Annotated in this window: 26 protein-coding genes; all 26 read right to left on the bottom strand. The window is 30.2% G+C overall.

All coding sequences use genetic code 11. The features are described 5' to 3' along the window. Positions 1-20: 20 nt before the first annotated feature. Complete coding sequence (locus tag J0383_RS14450; RefSeq protein WP_207294716.1) at positions 21-800, bottom strand: glycosyltransferase; 780 nt, start codon at positions 798-800, stop codon at positions 21-23. A 5-nt stretch (positions 801-805) separates the two neighbouring features. Continuing rightward, entirely contained in the window at positions 806-1,657 is an 852-nt protein-coding gene (locus J0383_RS14445; RefSeq protein WP_207294715.1) for a glycosyltransferase family 2 protein, read from the bottom strand. Then, entirely contained in the window at positions 1,654-2,499 is an 846-nt protein-coding gene (locus J0383_RS14440; protein WP_207294714.1) for a glycosyltransferase family 2 protein, read from the bottom strand. Before J0383_RS14440 ends, J0383_RS14445 begins: the two co-directional genes overlap by 4 nt. Before the next feature lie 17 nt (positions 2,500-2,516). Further along, a complete protein-coding gene (locus tag J0383_RS14435; protein ID WP_207294713.1) occupies positions 2,517-3,467 on the bottom strand; it encodes a glycosyltransferase family 2 protein in 951 nt (316 codons plus the stop codon). Between the two features lie 2 nt (positions 3,468-3,469). After that, positions 3,470-4,372 carry a glycosyltransferase family 2 protein gene (locus J0383_RS14430; protein WP_207294712.1) on the bottom strand — a complete coding sequence of 301 codons (903 nt, stop codon included), beginning with the start codon at positions 4,370-4,372 and terminating at the stop codon, positions 3,470-3,472. Continuing rightward, positions 4,372-5,208, bottom strand: coding sequence for a glycosyltransferase (locus J0383_RS14425; RefSeq protein ID WP_207294711.1), 837 nt, complete (start codon positions 5,206-5,208; stop codon positions 4,372-4,374). Before J0383_RS14425 ends, J0383_RS14430 begins: the two co-directional genes overlap by 1 nt. Beyond that, positions 5,196-6,128 carry a glycosyltransferase family 2 protein gene (locus J0383_RS14420; protein WP_207294710.1) on the bottom strand — a complete coding sequence of 311 codons (933 nt, stop codon included), beginning with the start codon at positions 6,126-6,128 and terminating at the stop codon, positions 5,196-5,198. The genes J0383_RS14425 and J0383_RS14420 overlap by 13 nt, the downstream gene beginning before the upstream one ends. Before the next feature lie 17 nt (positions 6,129-6,145). Then, positions 6,146-6,922 carry an FkbM family methyltransferase gene (locus J0383_RS14415; protein WP_207294709.1) on the bottom strand — a complete coding sequence of 259 codons (777 nt, stop codon included), beginning with the start codon at positions 6,920-6,922 and terminating at the stop codon, positions 6,146-6,148. A 6-nt stretch (positions 6,923-6,928) separates the two neighbouring features. Beyond that, positions 6,929-8,197, bottom strand: a complete 1,269-nt coding sequence (locus tag J0383_RS14410) for an ABC transporter ATP-binding protein (protein ID WP_207294708.1) — start codon at positions 8,195-8,197, stop codon at positions 6,929-6,931. A gap of 59 nt (positions 8,198-8,256) precedes the next feature. Beyond that, positions 8,257-9,123, bottom strand: a complete 867-nt coding sequence (locus J0383_RS14405) for an ABC transporter permease (protein ID WP_207294707.1) — start codon at positions 9,121-9,123, stop codon at positions 8,257-8,259. A 161-nt stretch (positions 9,124-9,284) separates the two neighbouring features. Further along, positions 9,285-11,252 carry a polysaccharide biosynthesis protein gene (locus J0383_RS14400; protein ID WP_207294706.1) on the bottom strand — a complete coding sequence of 656 codons (1,968 nt, stop codon included), beginning with the start codon at positions 11,250-11,252 and terminating at the stop codon, positions 9,285-9,287. Between the two features lie 83 nt (positions 11,253-11,335). Continuing rightward, entirely contained in the window at positions 11,336-12,220 is an 885-nt protein-coding gene (gene rfbA / locus J0383_RS14395; RefSeq protein ID WP_207294705.1) for a glucose-1-phosphate thymidylyltransferase RfbA, read from the bottom strand. Between the two features lie 37 nt (positions 12,221-12,257). Continuing rightward, positions 12,258-13,103, bottom strand: coding sequence for a dTDP-4-dehydrorhamnose reductase (gene rfbD / locus J0383_RS14390; protein WP_207294704.1), 846 nt, complete (start codon positions 13,101-13,103; stop codon positions 12,258-12,260). Continuing rightward, entirely contained in the window at positions 13,103-13,651 is a 549-nt protein-coding gene (rfbC, locus tag J0383_RS14385) for a dTDP-4-dehydrorhamnose 3,5-epimerase (RefSeq protein ID WP_207294703.1), read from the bottom strand. The genes rfbD and rfbC overlap by 1 nt, the downstream gene beginning before the upstream one ends. A gap of 24 nt (positions 13,652-13,675) precedes the next feature. Next, complete coding sequence (locus J0383_RS14380) at positions 13,676-14,809, bottom strand: DegT/DnrJ/EryC1/StrS family aminotransferase (RefSeq protein ID WP_207294702.1); 1,134 nt, start codon at positions 14,807-14,809, stop codon at positions 13,676-13,678. Then, a complete protein-coding gene (locus J0383_RS14375) occupies positions 14,802-15,227 on the bottom strand; it encodes a WxcM-like domain-containing protein (RefSeq protein ID WP_207294701.1) in 426 nt (141 codons plus the stop codon). The genes J0383_RS14380 and J0383_RS14375 overlap by 8 nt, the downstream gene beginning before the upstream one ends. After that, complete coding sequence (locus J0383_RS14370) at positions 15,224-16,189, bottom strand: MraY family glycosyltransferase (protein ID WP_207294700.1); 966 nt, start codon at positions 16,187-16,189, stop codon at positions 15,224-15,226. Before J0383_RS14370 ends, J0383_RS14375 begins: the two co-directional genes overlap by 4 nt. A gap of 18 nt (positions 16,190-16,207) precedes the next feature. Beyond that, entirely contained in the window at positions 16,208-17,140 is a 933-nt protein-coding gene (locus tag J0383_RS14365; protein WP_207294699.1) for a GDP-L-fucose synthase family protein, read from the bottom strand. A gap of 33 nt (positions 17,141-17,173) precedes the next feature. Further along, positions 17,174-18,292, bottom strand: coding sequence for a GDP-mannose 4,6-dehydratase (gene gmd, locus J0383_RS14360; protein ID WP_207294698.1), 1,119 nt, complete (start codon positions 18,290-18,292; stop codon positions 17,174-17,176). Between the two features lie 26 nt (positions 18,293-18,318). Then, positions 18,319-19,218 (bottom strand): NAD-dependent epimerase/dehydratase family protein, encoded by a 900-nt coding sequence (locus J0383_RS14355; protein WP_207294697.1) that lies wholly within the window; start codon positions 19,216-19,218, stop codon positions 18,319-18,321. Continuing rightward, entirely contained in the window at positions 19,219-20,256 is a 1,038-nt protein-coding gene (locus J0383_RS14350) for a CgeB family protein (protein WP_207294696.1), read from the bottom strand. Continuing rightward, positions 20,253-21,386: an SDR family NAD(P)-dependent oxidoreductase gene (locus tag J0383_RS14345; protein WP_207294695.1), complete on the bottom strand. Its 1,134-nt coding sequence runs from the start codon at positions 21,384-21,386 to the stop codon at positions 20,253-20,255. The genes J0383_RS14350 and J0383_RS14345 overlap by 4 nt, the downstream gene beginning before the upstream one ends. A 10-nt stretch (positions 21,387-21,396) precedes the next feature. Beyond that, positions 21,397-21,972, bottom strand: a complete 576-nt coding sequence (locus J0383_RS14340) for a DapH/DapD/GlmU-related protein (RefSeq protein ID WP_207294694.1) — start codon at positions 21,970-21,972, stop codon at positions 21,397-21,399. Between the two features lie 2 nt (positions 21,973-21,974). Next, the gene (locus J0383_RS14335; RefSeq protein ID WP_207294693.1) at positions 21,975-22,769 is read right to left on the bottom strand and encodes a glycosyltransferase family 2 protein; all 795 of its coding nucleotides are present in this window, start codon (positions 22,767-22,769) and stop codon (positions 21,975-21,977) included. 14 nt (positions 22,770-22,783) lie between these two features. Further along, the gene (gene wecB, locus J0383_RS14330; RefSeq protein WP_207294692.1) at positions 22,784-23,917 is read right to left on the bottom strand and encodes a non-hydrolyzing UDP-N-acetylglucosamine 2-epimerase; all 1,134 of its coding nucleotides are present in this window, start codon (positions 23,915-23,917) and stop codon (positions 22,784-22,786) included. Between the two features lie 154 nt (positions 23,918-24,071). After that, on the bottom strand, positions 24,072-25,190 hold the full coding sequence (locus J0383_RS14325; protein ID WP_207294691.1) for a polysaccharide biosynthesis C-terminal domain-containing protein: 1,119 nt from the start codon (positions 25,188-25,190) through the stop codon (positions 24,072-24,074). Positions 25,191-25,208: the final 18 nt, after the last annotated feature.

Below are 25,208 nucleotides of genomic sequence, written 5' to 3'. Positions count from 1 at the left end.
AAAAGGCTGAATAATTCTAATTAAAACTTTTTAGGCTTGTTCGTTATAAATCCGATTAAATAAAAAAAGCGACGTATTATGTAATAAAAATCTATGAAGAAGTTTTTCAGCAAATTATACATTCCTACCAATAGTCCTTTCATGACATTAGCCAATGTAATATCTTGATGCCATAATTGATAATTACCTACTACATCATTTTTAAATCGAAAAAACAATTGCTTTTTTGTTCTTTTAATATCATAACAAAATATAGAGGGAACAAAGTCTATTTCGTAACCTTCTTTAATAACTCTGGTTGTCCATTCTTTATCTTCAAAGGTAGCAACATCTTCTTTAAAAGGAAATTTTTCCCAAACGGAACGACTAAATGCTGAGCCAGAAAATATCAATCCCGATTTATTAGGATCTGTTAGAACTGATACTTGATTTATGTAATTTTTATAATCGCTCGGATTATGCAGACAACGCAAACCTGCCAAATTAGGATTTTGATTGAATTTGTGCTGAATTAATTCAAAAAAATCATGACTTACAGGATATGAATGCGAACTAAAAATAACCACAATCGGATATTTTGCTTCTTGGGCGCATACATTTGCACTGCCCCCAAAACTGAAATTTTTAATGGTGACAAAACGGGCGTTGTATTTTTCAGCGATTTCTTTACTGTTATCTGTAGATTCATTATCGACTACTATGATTTCAGAAATACTTTTTAGATATCTTTCGGTTAGATTTTTCAACGCAAAATTAAGTGCGTCGGCCTGGTTTTTTGTTCTAATAACAACTGATATCATGATACTTATTTTTTGCGCCACATTTTCTTAAGCATTCTGTAAGGCTTACAAATTGCTTTAGCTATTTTGTATTCAATAGATTTCTTAATTTTTTTCTGATTTTTTTGAAGTGCATTTTGCTCATAAAAGAGTACCGTCATGCAATTATCAAAATCAGCTATATAACATTCGCGGTGTTTTTTAAAAATATATTCTTTAACCTCAGCTGCATGATTAGAAACCGTATTGACTAGCATTGATTTTTTAGCTTTTCGATAGTAAAACAAAAATTCAGGAATTATTTTATATTTTAATCCTGTTTTTGTTATGGCAATCCAAAACTCCCAGTCTTCAAAGCCTTTTTTCATGCTTTCGTCATAACCGCCAACTTCTTCCCAGTTTTTTTTACGATATAGTGAAGTCGCTACCAATTGGTTTACATATAACAAATTGGTGCATTCACTTCCTTGAGGTTTCAGTTCGTAAACGACATTTGTTTTCTCTTTTATAAAAAACTTACTGTAACTGGAAACGATTGCTAATTCTGAATTTTGTTCTAATTCAGGAACTGTTTTACTTAAATATTCCTCATGTAAAATATCATCGGCATCAAGGGGCAAAATATATTTTCCTTTCGCTGATTTGATTCCAAAATTTCTAGCACTGCTTAATCCGCCGTTTTCTTTTTCTAGATAAATAAATCGTGAATCTTTTTGAGTCCATTGCTGAGCAATTTCAGAGACATTATCAGGACTGCCGTCGTTTACAATGATACACTCCCACTCTGCATAAGTCTGGTCTAAAACCGACTGCAAGGATTCTTTAAGAAAATGCGCCTGTTTGTAACATGGAACAATTACTGAAACAAGAGGATTCATTTTTTAATTATTTTTTTTAGAAATCGTATCGGTTCAAAAATGGCATTTCCAATTTTAAAATCAATAGAGTTTTTATGTTTATTCTTGTTAGTTCTAAAAATAGAATTCTGTCTTAAAAGTTCAAGAGCGTAAAACTCAAAATGTTCTTCGAATAGTTCTTTATGTTTTAAAAATATATATTTTTTCAGATTGAAATCATGTTGGGCAGCAGCTTTTTGATCTCTTGATTGTGGTTTAATTCTGTACACAAACAAAGGCTCCTGAATAATATGCATTTTCCAATTATGTTTTAAAATGGCAATCCAAAATTCCCAATCTTCATAACCATTTTTCATATTTTCATCGTAACCCGAAACCTGTTCCCAGCATTGTTTTCTAAATAATGAACTGGCAATACCATTATTTTTTACAATAAAATCTTTCACGACTCCTCCTAAAGGTTTTTTTATTTCCGTATCGATTCGATTATTGGTTAGCGTTTTTACCAAACAGCCTACTACCGCAATTTCTTGATTATGGTTTAAGATATCTATTGCTTTTTCTATAAAAGTCGGTTCGAAATAATCATCGGCATCAAGATTAAGAATATAATCTGTTTCGGCCAATTGAATAGCATTATTTCTTGCTTTACAAACTCCTTGATTTTCTTGATAAATAATAGTTACTTCATCATTTTTGATTTTTTCTAGAACTTTTTTAGTTTCCTGATTTGATCCATCATCAACAATTATAATTTTATCTGCTTTTACCGTTTGATTCAAAACAGAATTAAGCGCCTGCATAATATACAAACCGTCATTATAACACGGAATTATTACAGTTACATTACTTTTTGCGCTCATTTGTTTATAGAGTAAATTTAATTTTGATAAAGAAATGGAAAAAGTTCTTTTCTTTTTCGAACTATCGGAAAATATTTAATTGTTAAGATCGAAAAAAGAAACTTTGGGTTTGGAAAAGTCAGCTTTGCCCAATACCCAATATACTGAAGCAATGTTTTATTTTGCTTGAATTTTATAAGCCAGATCCATTTAAATAAATCATCAATAATGTAGAAATCGACATTATTATGACTGCACCAAATGGCTAGTCTTTCAAACATTTTAATTGTGTATTCTTTATATATATCCGATTGATCGAATACATTACTGTCATGAACACCTCTAATTGCCAAAGGTTTATCTATTATACCGGTTTCTAAACGAGATTTTATAGCCATTTTCCAGAAAATATCTGTGTCTTCGGCCACAACTAATTCTTTGTTGAACAAACCTGTTAGATCAAAAACTGATTTTTTAACTGTTAATCCATCAATATGGAAATGTCCGCATTTACCATATAATAATGACTTAAAAAGTTCTTCCGGTTCAACTTTTCTTGTAACAGTATATAATTGATGTCTTTGAAGTTCTTCTTCGGTTGCTTCTCGATAAAAATGAAATCCTACAGCATTGTAAACGCCATCGCAATTACCATCAGCTTCAAACATTTTTTTATCGTTTACAAAACGATCAACCAAATAAAAATCATCTGCATCTAAAAAAGCTATGTAATTACCTTCAGCTTTTTGTATTCCTAAATTTCTACTTGCTGAACGTCCTTGATTGGATCGATTGGGATGATGGTATATTTTTACAATAGGATATTTTTTTTGCAGTTCTTCTAAAACTTTTTGCGAATCGTCTGTACTGCCATCGTTTACAATCACTATTTCAGTAACTTCAGGTTGTTGTGTAGCAGAAAGCACTGCCTTTTCAATAAAACGCTCACAGTTGTAAACCGGAATAATTACAGATAAAAGAAAACTCATGTTTAGGTATTAAATTTTTCCCGATATACTCTTCTTATAAATTTTGCAAAAGAATAAAATAAACCGTTTTTTAACAAGCCTAAGGCAATTAAAAAACAAGTGTTAAAATCAAGTTGTTTTGTTTGTTTCGCTGCAATTCCTAATTCTAGAAGAAATATTTTTTTTTGTTCTAAAGTACATTCTGAAAGATGATTTTTGATGAACTTTTTATAAAACAAAAATTCTGATTTTTCTTTTTCTTCTAAATTATCTTCTCTTCCTGAAATATTATTGAAGGACAATCTAAAAAATACAACTGCATCATTTATCGTATAAATGGGTTTCTTATCTGAAAATTCGAGCCATGCCATGTCATCAGAATACCAAGCGAGCGGAAAGTCATTAAACCCAAATTTATTATAAACTTCTCTTGTAAAGATATACTCTGACAAGGAACTCCGGCTAAGCCATTGGTATTTTCTGTAATAAGAATCTGTTGGTTTTTCCCAAACCGGATGAGTATATATTTCTGACAGCGAATTTAATTCTTGTTTAATAATTTTTGAAGCATATCGAATTACATTCGACTTTTGATTAAAAGCTTCAAAATGTATATAAAATGATTCTACAACATTATCACTCAATACGTCGTCGTCACCTAGAATCATTAGATATTTTTCATCATTAATCAGTTCAATACATCTTTGCCATTGTTTTACTAATGAATTACCTCCAAAATTGGCTTCAAACCGATGATAAATAAAATCGAATTTTTGCTTGTATTTTTCTAATAAATACTTTGGATCTTCAGGGCTTGCATCGTCACCAATATAAACTCTAAAACGTTGATCTGTTTGAGAAGCCAGAGATTCTAAAGTTTCTTCAAAAAAAATAAGTTTGTAAAAAGGAATTATTATCGCAAGCATTATTTAAAAAACTGATTTAAAAATTTAAAATGAAACTTGCTTTTCGGCTTTAGCCAAATTAGTTGAAACCAAAGCGATAATGCTTCTTTTTTCATTTTGTGACTCAACAAATCAAGAATGAATTTACTTCCATTTTTAAATTCTATTTTTTTTATGTTGGTATTTGAAAAATTGATCGGAAGTATTTCTTTGTATAATTTATGCAGACGAATAGTCGAACTATACCAATCTTTATTTAAGGTTCCTAATGAATAATGCTCTAACAGGATTTCTTTTGTGGTAACAACTTTATATCCTTTTTTCTGGTATTCAAATGAAAAGTTCAAATCGTAATTATGAAAGCCTTTTAATTCTGTACTGAAAGTTATTTCAGCATCTTTTCTTGCAGCCATAAATACACCGTCTATTGCAGCTACACTAGTTGTATTATTTTCAGTTAATCCTTTCTGCCAATGTTCTTCTATTTTATCTGAAAAATGTTGAATGATATTTATTTGAAGATTTTCGTCATTACAATCCCACCAAGCCGAAGGCATTTTGGTTTTTATTTTTGCTCCCGCAACACCAACAAGTCCAATTTTTGAATCGGATTCGAAAATATTTTCAATTACATTTCCCCAATTTTGCGTATGAAAAAAAATATCGTCGTGAATAAAGCATAAATAATTTCCATTGCTTTGAGAGATGCCATAATTATAGGCTTCAAAAATTGAATAGCTATTGAGAGAATTGTCAACAATAATTAATTCATATTCTGTACCGATAGTTTTATCTATATTTTCGGCCAGCTCATGTTTTATTTTTTTTTCTCTACTGCAAATAATTATGGAAAGCAAAATTTAAATTTCTTTTTTATCCTTTTTAAAAATAATTTCGGGTTCTTACTATAAAAATTGATTTTTTTGATTGTTACAAAAACGAAATTGCGTGAAACGAAAGCGTTATGATAACTCGCTTCTATCTGTTTATAATGTTCTGTAACAACTTTTATCTGTTTATCGATAATAATTTTTTTAACATTTTCATCTTTAATGTATCCAATCATACAGGAGTACATTTTAACATTGTTATTAGCAATATCTATGTTTGACATTTTGGATATTACACCAACATTGTATCTGTAAACTGCCATTTTTTCTTCTAAATATTTCAACTTACCATATTGAGCAAGAATTATATAAAGAAAATAATCTCCTATTGGAGTTAATTGGAATTCAAAAGGAAGTTCTGCAATAACATTTCTAAAAACTACCGAAGGAGTATGTATGTAATTACCTAATCTTGCAAGGGTTTCTATTGTTTCATAATCTTTTGGCACATTTGTAATAAAATCATCTACAATAGTTCCATCATTTTTTAAAATACTGATAGGATGAAAAGACAAAACATATTCCGGATTTGCTTCCAAGAAATCAACTTGTTTTTGAAGTTTTAACGGATCTGTCCAATAATCGTCTCCTTCACAAAGTGCAACATATTTTCCAGAACATTGATTAAAAGCAAAAGTCCCATTTGCCTGCATACCAATATTTTGTTTATGTCTGAAATATTTAATTTTATCTCCTTTCGGATGGTTTTTTTTTATTTCTTCAATAATTTCTTGAGTATTATCTGGAGAACAGTCGTCGGATATGATTAATTCATAATCGAAACTAGTTTCCTGCATTAAAACTCCTTCTATAGCCTGTTTGATAAACCTTTCATGTTTATAGGTTATCATATCAACTGAGACGGTATATTGTGGATTGGTATACATTAATAAAAAACTACTATTTACTGTGTATTTATAATCTGAGAATCAATAAAACCATTCTTTCTAACAAAAACGAGTTCTACCAGCCATAAAACTTTTAAGTCAAAAGGTCTATTTAAATCGGTTATTTCAAATAATCTGTAACCGTTTTCATCCATATAATTTATTAGTTTTAGAAAACTATTGTCAAATGATTTATTAACTACTCCAGCTTCTACCATGAATATTTCAGTTTGTCCAAAATAATTGCTAGAACCTTTTAAAACTTCTATATCCAATCCTTCTGCATCAATTTTAATAATATCTGGAACAGGAAATTTGCTTTCAAAAAGTAGTTCATTTATAGTTGTTACTGGTATCTCAATTTGTTTAAATCCAAATTTGGCAGCTTCTTCTGTAGTATATCTAAAAGAACAGCTGTCATCTCGATCGACAATAGTAAAAAGAAAAGAGCCTTTTTTTTCACCTGCGCCCACAGGATAAAACTGAACTTGAGAATTTGTTTTTAAAATATCATTAAAAGATTCTTTTAACCATTCTTGAGGCTCTAAAAGTGTATAATATGCCTTTGGAAAATGTTTCAAAGCTTCACGTGTCCACGTTCCTCGATTTGCTCCAACATCGACTATATGCTTAGGCTGAAAATTAAATCTCTTTAAAGTATCATAAAAATTAAACAATAAGTAATCTTTATCATTATGATATGAAGGAATATTATTAGCAGTATTTATTTTCGTTAAATTATATCCTAGTTTCTTAAATAGTGACTTGAATATTTTTTTAATTTTTTTCTTCATTTTTTACTAATTGTTCTCGATTGACCATTCAAATTTTGGTTTTATAAAACCAGGTTCTCTACCCATCCAAGAACCTATTGGTCTTTCTCCTTCCTGAATAATAAATGACATGATATCTTTTTCAATGAAAAGTGCAGACGCTGCATTCTCAATAACATAAAAACTTAGGTAATAAGTTCCAATGTTTAAGAATCCTTTTGGGAGGGAGCACTTTATTTTATTTAATCCTTCTTTTAATGTCAAACCATTGTTAATATGAGAAAAGGTAAAAAGTGGCTCTCCTGTATCGTTATTCAGAACAAATGTCAAATGCAGTTTTTTTGAACTATCTTTTAACGTAAATAAGGTATTTATTTCAATTTCTTGATATTCGTCTAATGGTTCTTCAAATAATTTGTCTACTGCATTTAAACTAATTTCATGAAGCGTAAAATCTTTTTTATCATATTCAGAAGAGAATACTTTTCTATTCATAGCTTCAGAATCCTGACTTAAATAATAGTTAACCGCATTTTCGACATTCCCTGTCATAGCAACTTTACCATTAACTAAAACTAGACCTTTGGTACACAAACTTTTTACCGCTGCCATATTATGACTCACAAATAAAACTGTTCTACCACCCTGCTTCGAAATATCCTGCATTTTACCTATTGCTTTTTTCTGAAATTCAGCATCTCCAACAGCTAGAACTTCATCAATAACCAAAATTTCAGGTTCCAAAAAGGCTGCGACAGCAAAAGCGAGACGAACTGTCATTCCAGAGCTATATCTTTTTACAGGAGTGTCGATATAACGTTCACAGCCAGAAAATTCAATAATTTCTTTTAATTTTGAGGTAATTTCTTTTTTTGTCATCCCCAAAATAGCGCCATTAATATATATATTTTCGCGGCCTGTCATTTCGCCATGAAAACCCGTTCCAACTTCTAAAAGAGAAGCGATGCGTCCTCGTGATTTTATACTTCCTGTAGTAGGCGTTGTTACTTTAGAAAGAATTTTTAAAAGTGTAGATTTTCCTGCTCCGTTTTTACCAATTATACCTAAAACTTCGCCACGTTCTACTTCAAAATTAATATCCTCTAAAGCCCAAACATAATCAGATATACCTTTAACCGATCGATCATTAGTATCTCCGATTTTTAAATAAGGATCTTCTTTTCCTCTTATTTTATGCCATAATCTGTTTAAATCATGACTTAAAGTACCGGTTCCTACTTCTCCCAAACGGTATTGTTTAGAAATATTTTCAGCCTTTAAAATTATGTCTTTCAATTTAGAATTATTTATAAGTAGTGATTTGAGATTTTAAATCTTTAAAGAATAAGTCTTGATTAAACTGTATCAATAAATGTTTTTTCGGTTTTATTAAAAATTAATATGCCTCCAAAAAACACTCCAGCTGTTACAATGAATGTATAGATTAATCCTAAAGGTGAAATTTGTCCTATGCCAAGCAGCATATAGCGTGTTGTTTCAATTATATATGCCAGTGGGTTATATTCTACAATCCAGCCGTATTTAGGCAGTTTTGTTTTAATTAATTCCATAGGATACATTACAGCAGATAAATACATTAACAACTGAATTCCAAAACCAACTAAATAAACAAGATCTCTATATTTTGTTACTGTAGAAGAAATTAACATCCCTAATCCCAAACCTAGAACTCCCATTACTATAATTAAAAAGGGAAAAAATAGAAGAGTAATATTTAAACTTAAATCTGCACCTTGAGCATAGTAATAAATATAAAATACAATAAAAATGAAAAATTGGATTCCAAACTTAATAAGATTAGAAATTACAACTGAAATGGGTGTAATCAGTCTTGGAAAATATACTTTTCCAAATATTCCTGCATTAGCTTTAAACGTATCTGAAGTACCATTTAAACAAGAGGTAAAATAATTCCAAACTGTAATTCCTGCCAAATTGAATAAAAAAGGCGGAACAGAGCCTGTATTAATACCCGCAACATTATTAAAAATGATTGTAAATGTTATTGAAGTAAATAAAGGTTGGATTAGATACCAAAGGGGTCCTAAAACGGTTTGTTTATAAACTGTAATAACATCACGTTTTACGAATAGGAACAATAAATCTCTGTATTGCCAAACCTCTTTAAGATTCAGGTAGAAAAATTTATTTTTGGGTGTTATTTCAAACAGCCAGTCATTTGACGAATTTGTATAGTTCATTCTAATTAAATTATGTTTGAATTTAAAATCCAAAACCTTATCCTTCTAAATTAACAGGATTTTTACTCTTTCAAATACTTCTTAAAATGCAAAAAAGGCGTTTTGAAAAAACACCTTTTTTATTATTCATTTATAATTTTAAATCATTTATCTCGAGAAGATTATTTATCCAAAACTTCAAAAGCAGAATTCATACTTTTAAATTCAGGGACAATTTTTTTCATCTTTGCCACAATATCTTCATTATCATAAAAATCAGCTATACCAATCAGTTCGTCAATATCGGTATGCAGATCTTCATATCCATCTTGTATTTCCTGAGCAATCATAATTTTATTGTGATAAGTTGGCAACGTTTTAGAAGTATCATTTAACAATTCTTCATAAAGTTTTTCACCAGGTCTGAGTCCAACAATTTTAATTTTGATTTCCTTATCAGGAATAAAACCAGCCAGTTTAATCATTTTCTTGGCAAGATCAATAATCTTAACTGGTTTACCCATATCAAATATATAAATCTCTCCACCGTTACCCATTGCACCTGCTTCTAAAACCAGTTGACAAGCTTCTGGAATCGTCATAAAATAACGAATAATATCTTGATGTGTTATGGTTACAGGTCCTCCTTCAGCTATTTGTTTAGTAAATAAAGGAACAACAGATCCATTTGAACCTAGTACATTTCCAAAACGCGTTGTAATGAACTTTGTTACGCCAGGTATATTTTCTTTTTGATTTTTTAAGAATAAAGACTGTACATACTTTTCGGCTATACGCTTGCTTGCTCCCATCACGTTACTAGGATTCACAGCTTTATCTGTCGAAACCATTACAAATTTCTTAACATGATACTTACAAGCTAAATCTGCTAAATTTTTTGTCCCTTTTATATTAGTCAAAATAGCTTGTGATGGATTTTCTTCCATCAAAGGAACATGCTTATAAGCCGCAGCATGAAAAACTACATGTGGATTGTAGTTTTTAAATACTTTTTCTAATGCTTTTTTGCTTTTTATATCAGTTATTACAGCCACAATTTTAGCTGTTGAGTTCATACTCAAAGTTTCTAGACAAAGATTATGCAAAGGAGTTTCTGCATGATCTAAAATGATAACGGTTTTTGGATTAAAACCCAGTACCTGTCTTACGATTTCACTTCCTATAGAACCTGCTGCACCTGTAATAAGAATGGTTTTATCTTTTAATTGTTTCGAAATTGACTTACTATCTAATACAATTGGTTTTCTTTCTAGTAAATCTTCAATTTGAATATTTTTTACTTTTTGAGAAATCTCTTTTTGATTTTCCCAGTCAGAAATCAAAGGAACCGTGTAAACCCTGTAATTAAATTCAAGACATTGATCAACTATAATTAATTGCTCATCTTTTGTTAAACTTTTATCGGCTATGATTACTCCTTCTGCAGCTACAGAACGCATTAGAGCTGGTAGTTTTTTTCGTAATATCAAAATAGGCAAATCCAGCATTCGCTTAGAGGCATTTTGATTGTTCTTATCTACGAAACCAACAATTTTAAATCGTGATGGTGTTTCAAATTTTAATGCATTAGCTACAGAAATGGCATTGGCGTCAGTTCCGTAAATAACTGTCCTAATAAGTTTTGAATTCGTTTTTTCAGAAAAGTATAATTCGAAAGTTTGTTTTACAATTACACGATACAGAAACAATCCGCAGAAAGAAAGCACTAAATTGATAAAAAGTGCCGTATTAAGAAATGCTTTGTGTCCAGAATATAACTCAAAAACTAAATTGAAAAATAAAAAAAACACTAAAACTGACATTTGAGAAAACAACAGTTTTATGGCATCTATATATGAGGAGTGCCTGATAATTCCCGAGTAAGTCCTAAAAAGCCAAAAGAAAAATACATTGACAATTATTAAACTCGCAACAAAATAAAAGTCATGAGAAATAATAATATAACCCAATGCTGTTCCTTCAAACAACATATATGTAAAGGTGAAGGAAAAAATAAGCACCATTATATCAATACCAACAATTATCCATCTAGGTAGATAACTTAGGTTATTAATATTAGCCCTTAAATTCCTTGGCGAAAAGGAATTGTACAACAAAGATGCTAATTTGGTTGATTTATCTGTATCCAATTTGGTTTAGTGTTAGTTTTAAAAACTTGTATAATAAACAAAAATACGAATTAAAGAATTCAAAAAAGTATTTTCAAGGAAAATTAAACTCCTATATTATTTTTCTTTTGTTTTAAAAATTCAATTAAGTACGATCCATATCCAGATTTTACCAATGGTAATGCTAAATCTTCCAGTTGTTTATCATTTATAAATCCTTGTCTCCAAGCTATTTCTTCAATACATCCAACTTTTAATCCTTGTCTTTCTTCAAGAACCTGAACAAATTGTCCAGCCTGCATCAAACTATTAAATGTACCTGTGTCAAGCCATGCAGTTCCTCGGCTTAATATACCCACTTTTAATTTTTTTCTTTCTAAATATATTTTATTTACATCGGTAATTTCATATTCACCACGAGCACTTGGCTTAATGTTTTTTGCAATTTCGACTACAGAATTATCGTAAAAATACAATCCTGGCACTGCAAAATGAGATTTAGGATTTTCTGGCTTTTCTTCAATAGAAATGGCGTTTAAATTTTCATCAAATTCAACTACTCCATAACGTTCTGGATCTGAAACGTGATAGGCAAAAACTACTCCTCCTTGAGGTTTAGTATTTGATTTCAATAATTCCTGCATATTAGATCCGAAAAATATATTATCTCCCAGAATTAGTGCAACATCATCGTCTCCAATAAATTCTTCTCCAATTACAAAGGCTTGTGCCAAACCATTAGGAACAGCTTGTTCTGCATAACTAAATTTGCATCCTAGACTAGAACCGTCACCTAATAATTTTTTAAAATTTGGTAAATCATGCGGAGTTGAAATGATTAATATTTCATTGATTCCAGACATCATCAAAGTTGACAATGGATAATAAATCATAGGTTTATCATATACTGGCATCATTTGTTTACTCATAGCTAATGTCAACGGGTGTAAACGTGTGCCAGAACCTCCTGCTAAAATTATTCCTTTCATAATATTTTTTAATTTTTAAAGATTATTCGAAATCAGTTTATACAAACATTTTTTTCAAACTCTCTTTATAATAAGGAACATCCAAATTATAAATTAATTTTATTTTTTCTTTGTTTAGTAATGAAAACTTAGGGCGTTTTGCTGGTGTAGGATATTCTGAAGTTGGTATTCCTTCAATATTACACTTGTATCCTCCAAATTCTTTTATTGCCAACGCAAATTCATACCAACTTATTTCTCCTTCATTTGAAAAGTTATATATTCCTGGAATCCATTCAGCTGACTCAAATATAGTTACCATCGCCTGTGCTAAATCAGCGGCATATGTAGGTGATCCAATCTGATCATTTACTACATTAAGTTCATCTCTTTGGTCCATTAATCTTTGCATGGTTTTAACAAAATTGTTTCCATATTTACTGTACACCCATGAGGTTCTTATAATAATTGAATCTGGATTTTGCTGCATACATGCAATTTCACCAGCCAATTTACTTTCGCCATAAACATTAATGGGATTTGTTTCAGCTTTTTCATCTAAAGCAGTTGAAGATGAACCATCAAAAACATAATCTGTTGAAACATGTATTAATTTCACATTATTTTCTGCTGTATAGCGTGCTATTACTTCAACAGCAAGATGATTAATTTTAAAAGCCAATTCTTTGTCTGTTTCTGCTTTATCAACTGCTGTATAAGCCCCTCCATTTAAGATAATGTCAGGTTGAATTTCATTCAATTGATTATTCAGAAGTTTTAAATCATCTAAAGTGATTTTAGTTCTATCTGCAAATATCCACTGATATTTTGGGTACTGTGCGGATAATTCAGCTAATTCAGAGCCTAATTGTCCTGTTGATCCCGTTACAAGAATTTTTTTCATTAAAAGAGACTATTACAGTTTTCTATAAAAGGAAGAATTTGGTCTTTTTCAGAAACTATAGCATCTTTCAAATCCATTCCCCAATCAATATTTAAGGAAAGATCATCATACTTAATTCCACCTTCTGAAGCTTTGTTATAAAATTGATCGCATTTATACATAACAGATGCAGTCTCACTTATTACTGAAAATCCATGGGCAAATCCTTGTGGAACTAATAATTGCTTTTTGTTTTCTGATGAAAGTAAAATACTAAAAGATTTTCCGTAAGTAGGTGAATCTTTTCTTAGATCTACAGCAACATCAATAATTTCACCTTCTAAAACTCGTACTAATTTGGTTTGAGCAAAAGGAGGATTTTGATAATGTAATCCTCTCAAAGTTCCATATTTAGAAAATGATTGATTATCTTGAACAAAATCAATATTAATTCCTAGATCTTCAAATTTTGTTTTACTATAAGATTCAAAAAAATATCCTCTTTCATCTCCAAAAACGGTAGGTTCAATAATTACTAAATCTTTTATAAATGTTTCTTCAATTTTCATATGAAATATACTCTACTTTTTTGTTTATTTATTAAAAAAGGTTTTAACCACATTTCCAATTCTATCTTTATCTTCATCTGTGAGATTGGATCCTGAAGGAAGGCAAAGACCACATTCAAACAATTTTTCAGATACTTTATTACCATAATAGGGATATTTCTCAAAAACTGGTTGTAAATGCATGGGTTTCCAAATGGGTCTTGTTTCTATATCTTTTTCTTCAAAAGCTTTCATAAGATTATAATTACTGTATTTAGCTTGATCAGAATTTACCACAATTGTAGTTAACCAATAATTAGAAAAGTAATCTTCACTTTTAGTTTCAAAGAGTTCAACCTCTTGAATGGATTTAAACAGATTTTTATAAAAAGAATGATTATTTCTTCTTGCTGTGATATTTCCTTCGAGTGTTTTTATTTGTCCTAGTCCAATACCTGCACAAATATTACTCATTCTGTAATTATAACCTATTTCGCTATGTTGATAATGAATCGCATTATCTTTTGATTGTGTGGCATAAAAAATAGCTTTTTGTTTTAATTCATTAGAATTAGACACTAGAGCCCCCCCGCTTGATGTTGTTATTATTTTATTGCCATTAAATGAAAATATTCCAAAATGACCAAATGTTCCGCATTTTTTCCCTTTGTAACTACTCCCTAATGCCTCTGCACTATCTTCTATAACAGGAATTTCATAACGATCTGCGATAGCATGAATTTCATCTATCTTATAAGGCATTCCATATAAATGAACTGCTATTATTGCTTTGGGCTTTCTTCCTTTTTTTAATCTGTCTTTTATTGCAATTTCAAGATTATCTGGACAAATATTCCAAGTTTCATTTTCACTATCAACGAAAATTGGTGTAGCTCCCTGATACAAAATAGGATTTGCACAAGCAGAAAATGTTAAACTTTGACAAATCACTTCATCTCCAGCTTTTACTCCTAACAATATTAATGCTAAATGAATAGCAGATGTTCCAGAATTTAATGCGGTAACCAGTGAATCTTTTCCGAAATAGTTCTGAAGTTCGACTTCAAAATCATTTACATTAGGCCCTCCGGAAGTAATCCAACTAGACCTCAGTGCTTTTTCAACATATTCCATTTCAAAACCACTTTGCTTTGATAATGATAAATATATTCTACTCATTTAAATTCCAATAATCAGATGGATATCGAGCATCATCTTCTTTTACATTAGCTAATGGCAAAGTAGAAAATGATATTAATTTTGAGTTTTTTTCTAATGATTCAATGGCATTAGCATAGCCCGCAGGAACATGAACGATTTTACTATCAAATTCAGATACAATTACCGTTTCAATGGTCAAATCTTTTGAAGGTTTCTCCCAATTATCGATTTTTATAAAATGGATTTTAAAGGATCCGCTTACACAATAAAAATTTTTGGAATCCAATTTATGTCCTTGCCAAGCACGTATTGGGTTTTCATCAGAATTACTAATTATATAAAATCTCTCAATATCTTTAAAATTAAAATCATTTACATAAGAAATAGTTCCTCTATGATCAGAAAAATTTCCTCCTTCTATTACTTTCGGTTTCATACCGTTACTCTTAAATTATTTTTATTGATTAAATAAAATTTTATTGAGTATATCAAAAGCAGTGGAATAATGACTATAGGAAACAGTATAAAATCATTTACTTTGTGATACAGAAATATCACTACAATTGACACGCCAACTTGTACCAGCGCATAATAAAGCGAAACTAATCGATGTTGTATTTTATATTCGTTACTAAGAATTTGGTATAAATGCAGACGATGTGCTTCAAAAATATTTTGTTTCAAATACAAACGATGCAAGATTGTACAAACAGCATCAACTCCGTAAACGGCTAAAAATAAAAGCCAAATTAGAGAACTTGTTGATAGAATAAGCTTTAAAATCAAATAAATAATCCAAAATGCAATTGCAATACTTCCTACATCTCCTGCAAAACATTTAGCCTTTTTTCTATAATTAAAAAATAGGAAAACTAAGCTAGCAATCATTCCATATTTTATAAAAGAACCGTCAATAAACAATTGAACTTTTGTATTTACATAGAGTAATGCTCCAAGGACGGCTAAGGTGTAAAGTCCTGTTATTCCATTTATTCCATCCATGAAATTATACGCATTGATAAGCCCGATAGCCAAAATATAAGCAACAACCACTCCCCATATTTCTACGGAAAGAAACAATCCCAAATCATAAAAAATTAAAGTTATCGCAAGGAAATGTATAGCAATACGAATTTTATTAGATAAACTCTGAATGTCATCCCAAAAGCTTACTAAACTCACTAATGTTATTCCTGTAAAAAAGAAATAATTGTTTTCAATATGCTGCACAAAATATAGTAAAGAAGAAAACCAGAAAATGATTCCTCCTCCTCTTAAAGTTATTTCTGTGTGCGAACTTCTTTGATTGGGTTTATCAATAATATTGAAATGATCTGCCACTTTGAAATAAAGAAGCATCAATATCATTAAAATCAATGCCAATATTGTATACTGCATTCCTTATTTATTTAAATTTTATTTCCACTCAACATCTTTTATTTCATCATAAACTTTTTGGATTCCTTGTTCTAAAGTTGTTTTTGCCTTCCATCCAAAACTATTTAATTTAGAAACATCCATTAATTTTCGTGGAGTACCGTCAGGTTTAGAAGTATCTGTTACAATATCTCCTTGGTATCCTACAACTTTCTTCACTAAAACTGCCAAGTCCAAAATTGAAATATCTTCACCAACTCCTATATTCACCAATCCTGAATCATTATAATTTTCCATTAAAAACAGACAAGCTTCAGCTAAATCATCTGCGTGCAGAAATTCTCTTTTAGGACTTCCTGTTCCCCATATAGTAACAGATGAATCACCATTACGTTTTGCAGTAATAAATTTTCGAAGCATTGCTGGAAGAACATGTGAATTATTGAGATCATAATTATCATTAGGACCGTATAAATTTGTTGGCATAACTGAGATGAAATTACATCCAAATTGATCTCTATAAGCGTCACACATCTTAATCCCTGCAATTTTAGCAATTGCATAAGGCTCATTTGTAGGTTCCAATTCACCTGTAAGCATATATTCCTCTTTTAATGGTTGAGGAGCCATTTTTGGATAAATACATGAAGAGCCTAAAAACATTAATTTTTTGACATTATTTAAATATGCCTGATGAATCACATTATTCTGTATCATTAGGTTTTCATATATAAAATCCCCTCTGTAAGTATTATTTGCAATGATTCCACCAACTTTTGCTGCTGCTAAAAAAACATAATCTGGTTTTTCTTGTGTAAAGAAATCTGCCACAGCTTGTTGATTTTTCAAATCAAGTTCAGATGAAGTTTTCAAAATAAAATTTGTAAATCCTTGAGCTTTTAATTTTCTTAAGATAGCAGAACCTACCATTCCACGATGTCCGGCTACATATATTTTATCATTTAATCTCATAGTGAATTTCTTCTATTTAAGATGTTTTTAAACTTAGTATTTAGCAATTGATCTTGCTTCGTTTAACATTTTTTCTCTTTGAACATATGCGATATCAGATGCCATCATTTCTTTTACTAAACCTGCTAAATCATATTGAGGAACCCAACCTAATTTAGTCTTTGATTTTGTTGGATCTCCAATAAGTAAATCCACTTCAGTTGGGCGGAAATATTGAGGATCAACAGCGATAATTTGTTTACCAATTTCAATCTGATAAGAAGGATGATTACAAGAAGCGACATACCCTTTTTCGTTTACTCCCTCTCCTCTAAATTCTATTTCTATACCGACTTCTGCGAAAGACATTTTCACAAAATCACGTACATAGGTAGTTTCTCCCATTGCAATAACATAATCTTCTGCAACATCCTGCTGTAGAATTCTCCACATTGCTTCTACATAATCTTTGGCATGTCCCCAATCACGTTGTGCATCTAAATTTCCTAGATACAAACAGTCTTGCTCTCCTAAAGCTATAGCCGCTGTCGCCATAGTAATTTTTCGAGTAACAAAAGTTTCTCCTCTACGTGGCGATTCGTGATTAAATAAAATTCCATTACAAGCATACATATTATATGCTTCGCGATAGTTTTTAGTAATCCAAAATCCATAAATTTTAGCAACTCCATATGGAGAACGTGGATAAAATGGTGATTTTTCATCATATAATCCTTTTTCATTTTTATTTTCTGCTAATCCTCCGTACAATTCAGATGTAGATGCTTGATAAATACGAGTCTTCTTTTCTAAACCTAGAATACGAACTGCTTCTAAAATTCTTAATGTACCAATACCATCAACATTTGCAACATATTCAGGAGAATCAAATGAAACTTTTACATGACTCATTGCGCCTAAGTTATAGATCTCATCAGGTTGTACTTCTTGAATAATTCTAATAATATTTGTAGAATCTGTTAAATCTCCATAATGCAACTTAAAATTGACATGGCTTTCATGCTGATCCTGATATATGTGATCAATACGTTGTGTATTAAAAGAAGAAGCTCTTCTTTTAACACCATGAACCATATATCCCTTCTCTAATAGTAATTCTGCCAAGTATGAACCGTCTTGTCCAGTGATACCTGTTATAAGTGCTACTTTCATATATTTTATATTGTAAAGTGTATTAATTATATTTTATTAAAGGATTTTATCGTTATAGCTAATCCTTCTTTTGTTGCTACTGGAAACTCTTTTTTTAGAGCTTTTTTAATTTTTGAATTACTTACAACGTAATTTTCAGTTAATTTATTCAGTCTTTCTGAATTTAATGGCAGTGACAAATAGTCTCCCATTCTTGCAATTGCTTTTATTCCAAAAGGAGAAACTTTCCAAATGACACTTTTTTTACTTAAGTTCGCTCCAATTGTTTTAATCAATTCATTTGTTGATAACGAATCATCATCTGCAACATGATAAATACCATTAGGAATTTCTTTAGTTTCTAACAATTCATTTATTACAAAACAAATATTTTCTACACTTAAAAAAGAGCGACGATTGTCAAAAGCCCCTAAAGGCCAAGGCAAGTTTTTTGAAACAAAATTATACAGTAAATTTAAGTTTCCTTTATTTCCCGGGCCATGAATCATACAAGGTCTTAGAATATATAATCTTTTGCCCAAGGGCAATTCTTTGCTTAAAAGATATTCTTCTGCCTGCCTTTTTGAAATACCATAATGTGTTTGGGGATTTGGTGCAATATCTTCAGTCAATACTCCATCAATATTATCTGCTACAGCTTTTACAGAACTTAAATAAACAAAAACAGTTGCTTCAGACTTTAAAAAGGAATCAAAAACTTGTTTCGTTAATTCGAAATTGGCTTCATAATAGTCACTAGGTCTTGAAACATTCTTGATGTCATGAGCTTTTCCTGCCAAATGCACAATTGCGTTTTCTTTAAAATCAAAACTTTGATTAGTTTGATAACGAAAACTCGCCGTTTTAATAGTATTTCGTTTTTTTTCCAAATAAACTCTTAGATAACTTCCTACAAAACCTGTAGCACCTGTCATTAAAATCTCCATCTATGCAATTTCTTTTATCCAATAATTCAAATCTTTTTCTACAAATACGCAGTATAGCCAACCTTCTATAGAAGCTTTGTAATACAATTCTTGATTTACATCTTCATACACCGTTTCAAAGAAACCTTTATCTAAAATAATATTATCTCTATTAATTATATAAACATTATTAGGACTATAAAAACTGTACTTTTCAATTTCTTTATTAGTTGTAATTAATTTTTTACCAGCCCCTAATGCTTCAAATGTTCTCATAGTTAATCCCTTTTGTCCAGGATGATTAATATCTAGAATGACATTTGTTTTTCTGTATAATTCCAAAATTTCATTTTTTGTCAGACTTTTAAAACTTAGCTTTTTAAAATCAAATTTTTTAAAAGTCTGATCATATTTCTTTTTATAAAAATAAACGAGTCTACTATGCATAAAATAATAAGAAAAACATTTAAATCCTTGATTTTCACTCCACTGAATTATTTTTGTACTTATTTCATATCTATCGGAGTGTGCAGTTCCTAAAAAAAGCAAATCATATTCCCATTTATTCTTTTCTTCTTTAATAGATTTGTAAGAGTCTAAGTAAAAAAGAGGCCTAAAATTAATATTATACTTTACAGCATCATCAGAATCAAAAGTGAATTTTTTGTCAAAATACTTCAATATTGTTGTTGGGTGTGTATGGTTTGTAAAAGAATCCCATGTATAAAACACCATTTCACATTTTGGCTGAAGTTTTTTAAATTCTTCAAGAAAAAAACCTGGAACAACCTCTCCTCTATTTACAAATAATATGTCATATTTTTTATGAGCGACTTGATGAAGTATATTTTTATAATACTTATCAATCCTATGTTGGTAGACGCTTCTTTTTAACCTTATTATTCCTTTTGCAAAAATATTATTGGATGGTCTTTCATCATAGTAATCTACAAACGCCCCATATTCTTTAAGCTTTCCAATAATCTCTTTCTCTAAATTAAATGTTTGTACAGAGAAGAAAATTATATTCTTATTATGCAGATATTCTCTAAGTTTCATTTTAGCAATCCCTTCATTTTCATTTCCTCAAGAGATTTAGTTAGTTTATCTTCTTGAATTTCTTGTTCTAGTACCCACGAACTAAATTTTTTTATACCATCAGCGAAAAGGACTTTAGGTTCGAATCCAAGCAATGACGAAATCTTTGTCAAATCAGCGTAATTATGTCTAATATCTCCCAATCTAAACTTACCTGTAATTGTTACTGCAACGTCAATTTTGTATGCAGAAATTAAAGAATTTGCAACTGTCAATACATCCGTTGCTACTCCTGTTCCAACATTAAAAATATTACCATTTGCTTCCTCTTTTTCAATACCTCTAACTGTAGCATCAACCACATCATCAATAAAAACAAAATCTCTTGTTTCTTTACCATCTTCAAAAATTTGAATCCCATTATTGTTTCTAATTTGGGTAGAAAATATTGAAAGAATTCCCGTATAAGGATTTGATAAAGATTGCCCTGGACCATAAACGTTTTGATATCTGAATGACACAGGAGAAATCCCCAAAGTTGGACACACTGTCATAACCATTTGTTCTTGATTTTGCTTCGTTATGCCATAAACAGATGATGGATGTATCTTTGATTCTTCATCAGTTGGTAATAATTTTAGAATCTCAGAATCTTTATATCTTACTTCAAAATCACCTTCTAGCATATTTTTCTCATTTCTATGCGAAGGATACACAATGCCCAATTTAGGATGTTCATACTTCCCTTCTCCGTAAATAGATCTTGAAGAGGCAATTATAACTTTTTCGACTGAATATTTATTATTTGCTAACAAATCAAGCATTATTGCAGTTCCTTTGATATTCACCTCTGTATACTTTTCAATACAATACATTGATTGCCCAGTTCCTGTTTCGGCTGCAAAATGCACTATTATATTTTGGTTTTCTAAAGCTTTTTTCCAATCTTCTCTTGAAGTAACAGTTCCTTCAATAAAAGTAACTTTATCTTTTATACTTCTATATAAAGTTGATGTAATCTCGGGATTGTCTCCATGTATTTGTTTTGAAAGATTATCTAATACTGTAATCTTATAACCTTTTTCAATTAGTTTAAGCGCCAAGTTACTACCTATAAATCCTGCTCCACCTGTTATTAATATATTTTTCATAATTGTATTTTTAATTTAAAAATGTTCCTTCAGAATTCGTTTTCTCCCATAGTCCACTTTGTGTATTATATCTTTTTATAATTTTAGCAGGTACACCTGCTATTATCGAATAATCTGGAAATATCCCTTTGACGACCGAATTTGCTCCTACAACACAATGATTCCCCAATATTGTGCCTGCTTGAATTGCCGCTCCAATACCAATAAAACAATTTTCTCCAATTTCTGTGTCTTTGATTATCATTTTTTGCTTTAAGATATTCACTCCTATTGTTGTGTAGTCATGATCAATATTAGTAATAAATACATTTGCTAATATTGTAGAAGATTTACCTATATTAAGATTAGATCCAGATGTTATATGGACATTTTGAGCTATGCCGACATCTTCTCCAATATTTATACTTGCATCCTTACCATGTACTTCCATGCGAATATTTGGAAATAATCGAACATTTTTTTCAATAAAAATGTTTTTTACACCATGCAAATAAACTGGCTTTCCAATATATGAAGGCATCAAAAATTTCCCAAAAAAAGGCTTATAACATACAGCTCTAATTATCCAAAAAAATTTAAAATACATATTTATAGTGCTCTTTTGACTTTCATTTTTCTTAGAATATATTTAATTTTAGAGAAAAGACGAATCAATTGAAATTCTAAAAAATTTATCTTCCCTAGACTATACATCTCTTTAATATTTTTATGAACTCCTTCTTCCATTGCTTCTAAATTAGCAGAAAGACCTGAAAATCCAACAGCAGGCTTCCCTCCTCCTGTAAAGACAAGGCTTTTATTCAAAATAATCATTTTATTATTCAATGAAATACGCATCCAATAATTTGCATCTTCTGAATACTTTTGATTTTCATCAAAATTCCCAGTATTGAATAGTATTTTCCTTTTAAACAAAACTGTGGAAGTTTGTCCAACTACTTTAATTAAAAGTTTTTTTAGTTTAATTTCTGCATATTCATCATTAATTAACTTGTAGGGAAAGCCTATTTTTTCATTATTCCTACACGTTGCAACAAAATCGAAATCTCTATTTTTTAAATACGGAATTTGTATATCTAATTTATTTTTAAACCATTCATCATCACTGTCCAGTAATGCGATTAAATCGCCCTTTGCTTCATTTAAACCAATATTTCTTGCTGATGAAACACCCCCATTTTCTTTATTTATAATTCTGATAATTGTTTTTGAGTGATTCTCTTTAATTAATTTGTTGACGATTTTTTCAGAATTATCTGCAGATCCATCATTAATAATTAGAATTTCTAATTGTCCTTCATACGTTTGCTCCAATACTGACTTAATAGACCTTTCGATCGTATCTTCAGAATTGTACATCGGAATTATTACAGAAACATCCATCAATTAAGTATTTTTTATTCTCTCCAGACTACTCTCTTGATATAGTCGGTATAACTTAAAATAATTCGCACCATTTTTTCTGACACATTTGGCATAGAATAGTCTGCTACTGGTCTAAAATTTCTTTCACTTCCTGTTTTTTGAGTTTGAAGCAGAACAAGACCTTGCAAGATTCGCTGAGGATTTAATCCAACCATCATTACAGAAGCTTCTTCCATAGCCTCTGGTCGTTCATGTGCATCACGTATATTAAGTGCTGGAAAATTTAATATTGATGATTCCTCAGAAATTGTTCCACTATCAGACAAAACAGCAAATGCTCTCATTTGCAAGGCATTGTAATCATTGAATCCTAATGGTTTTAAAAATTTAACATTTTTATGCGTGGTTATGCCTTTTTTATCAATCATATTGCGTGTACGAGGATGTGTACTAACAATTATAGGAAAATTATATTTTTCAGCAATCAAATTTAAACTCTCAATGAGTCCTCCAAAATTTTGTTCGCTATTAATATTTTCTTCACGGTGAGAAGATACTACAAAAAATTTTCCTTCTTCAAGTTCAAGTCTTTCCAACACATCTGAACTTTTTATATCATTGATATAATGATTTAAAACTTCAAACATTGGTGATCCCGTTTTTATAATTCTATCAGCAGATAAACCTTCACGCAATAAATATTCGCGGGCAATATCACTATAAGTAAGATTAATATCTGAAATATGATCTACAATTTTTCGATTTGTCTCCTCTGGAACTCTTTGATCAAAGCAACGATTTCCTGCCTCCATATGAAAAATAGGAATATGTCTTTTTTTTGCAGGAATGGCACACAAACAGCTATTAGTATCACCTAAAACTAAAAAGGCATCAGGTTGCTCAAGTTCCAGTAATGGATCAATTTTAATCAAAATCTGCCCTACCGTTTCTGCAGCAGAAACTCCCGCAGCATTTAAGAAGTGATCTGGCTTTCTTATACCCAGATCTTCAAAAAAAATTTGGTTTAATTCATAATCATAATTTTGACCAGTATGTACAATAATATGATCAATAGCATCTGATTTATCCAATGCCGCCATTACACGTGAAAGTCTTATAATCTCAGGACGGGTTCCAACAACCGTCATAACTTTTAATTTCTTCATAATAAATTCTTTCTTCTGATATGTCCTAAGAGATTCATAAACATTAATTAATATATTTTATAATTGATTTTTTTTAATAACTTTTTTTATTTTTAGTAGCTTTAAAAAGGAATCAAATTTAATTCAATCTTCCATTACAAAATCTATCTTTTTATTAGACCTCTAATAAATAAGTATCAGGATCATTTGGATCAAAAAATTCATTGATCCAAAAATTAGTATATAGTATATCACTGCCTATATTTTTAATATTGTGAGTATACCATATAGGCATATCTACATAAGCAGGATTATCCCCATCAAGATAAAATTCTAAAATTTCGTCACTATCAATTCGTCGTAATTGAATTAATGCTTTTCCTTTTATTACAGCAAATCTCTCTATTTTTCTTGTATGAAAATGGTTTCCACGAGTTATTCCAGGTACTGTTGTCGAAAAAGAAACTTGTCCTCCTACTCCTAGTCTTATAATTTCAACAAAACTTCCTCTTTCATCAGCATGTTGGGTAAATTTTACTGGAAAATACTCTTTAAAATCAATATAACAACGATAAGTATTGAATAAATTTAACTCAAACTTATTGTCTAAAACAGGTATCTGTCCTTTATCTTGATATTGCTCTTTATATGAATTTAGTAATGACAATAATTTAGAGACAGTACACTCAGAAGTGTGTTTTACTTGTATCAGATGGTTTCCTTCATTTTTCTTAATTTCTTCCAAAATAACTTCTACAAGTTCTCCTACATATATTAATTTAATTGTATTATCAACCTCAATTTTAGGTATTTCATTTCTAGCTATTTTATGACTAAAGGTAGCGACAACAGAATTATAATTCGGATGGCCAAATGGTCCAAAAACATTAGGAATTATCATACCTGTAAATTTTCCTTTTGATCTTTTTGCCCAATTTACAAATAGTTCTCGGCTATCTTTTTTTGATTTACCATACAAATTTTCATTTTCTTCCTGAGTTGAAGAAGAGAAAATAACATGAGCTCTACTATCTGTAAATTCCAGTGACTTGATTATTTTTTTTGCTAAATCAATATTTGTATTATAAATCGTTTGAGGATCGTTGTGTCTATTCATACCTGCAAGATGGACAATAACATCACATTCTGACACAAACTCATTTAATTTAGATTCGTCATCAAAATAATGTCTTTTAAAATCTATTAGAACAAATTCTTTTGGATGAAGTCCAATTGCATTAAATAAATGTTTACCAACAAATCCCGCTTGTCCGGTTATTCCAACTTTTAGCATATTATATTTAAAACTTTA

Origin of the sequence: Flavobacterium endoglycinae (assembly GCF_017352115.1) — a bacterium.
In the GTDB taxonomy this organism is placed as follows: domain Bacteria; phylum Bacteroidota; class Bacteroidia; order Flavobacteriales; family Flavobacteriaceae; genus Flavobacterium; species Flavobacterium endoglycinae.
This window is presented reverse-complemented; position numbering and strand designations above follow the sequence as displayed.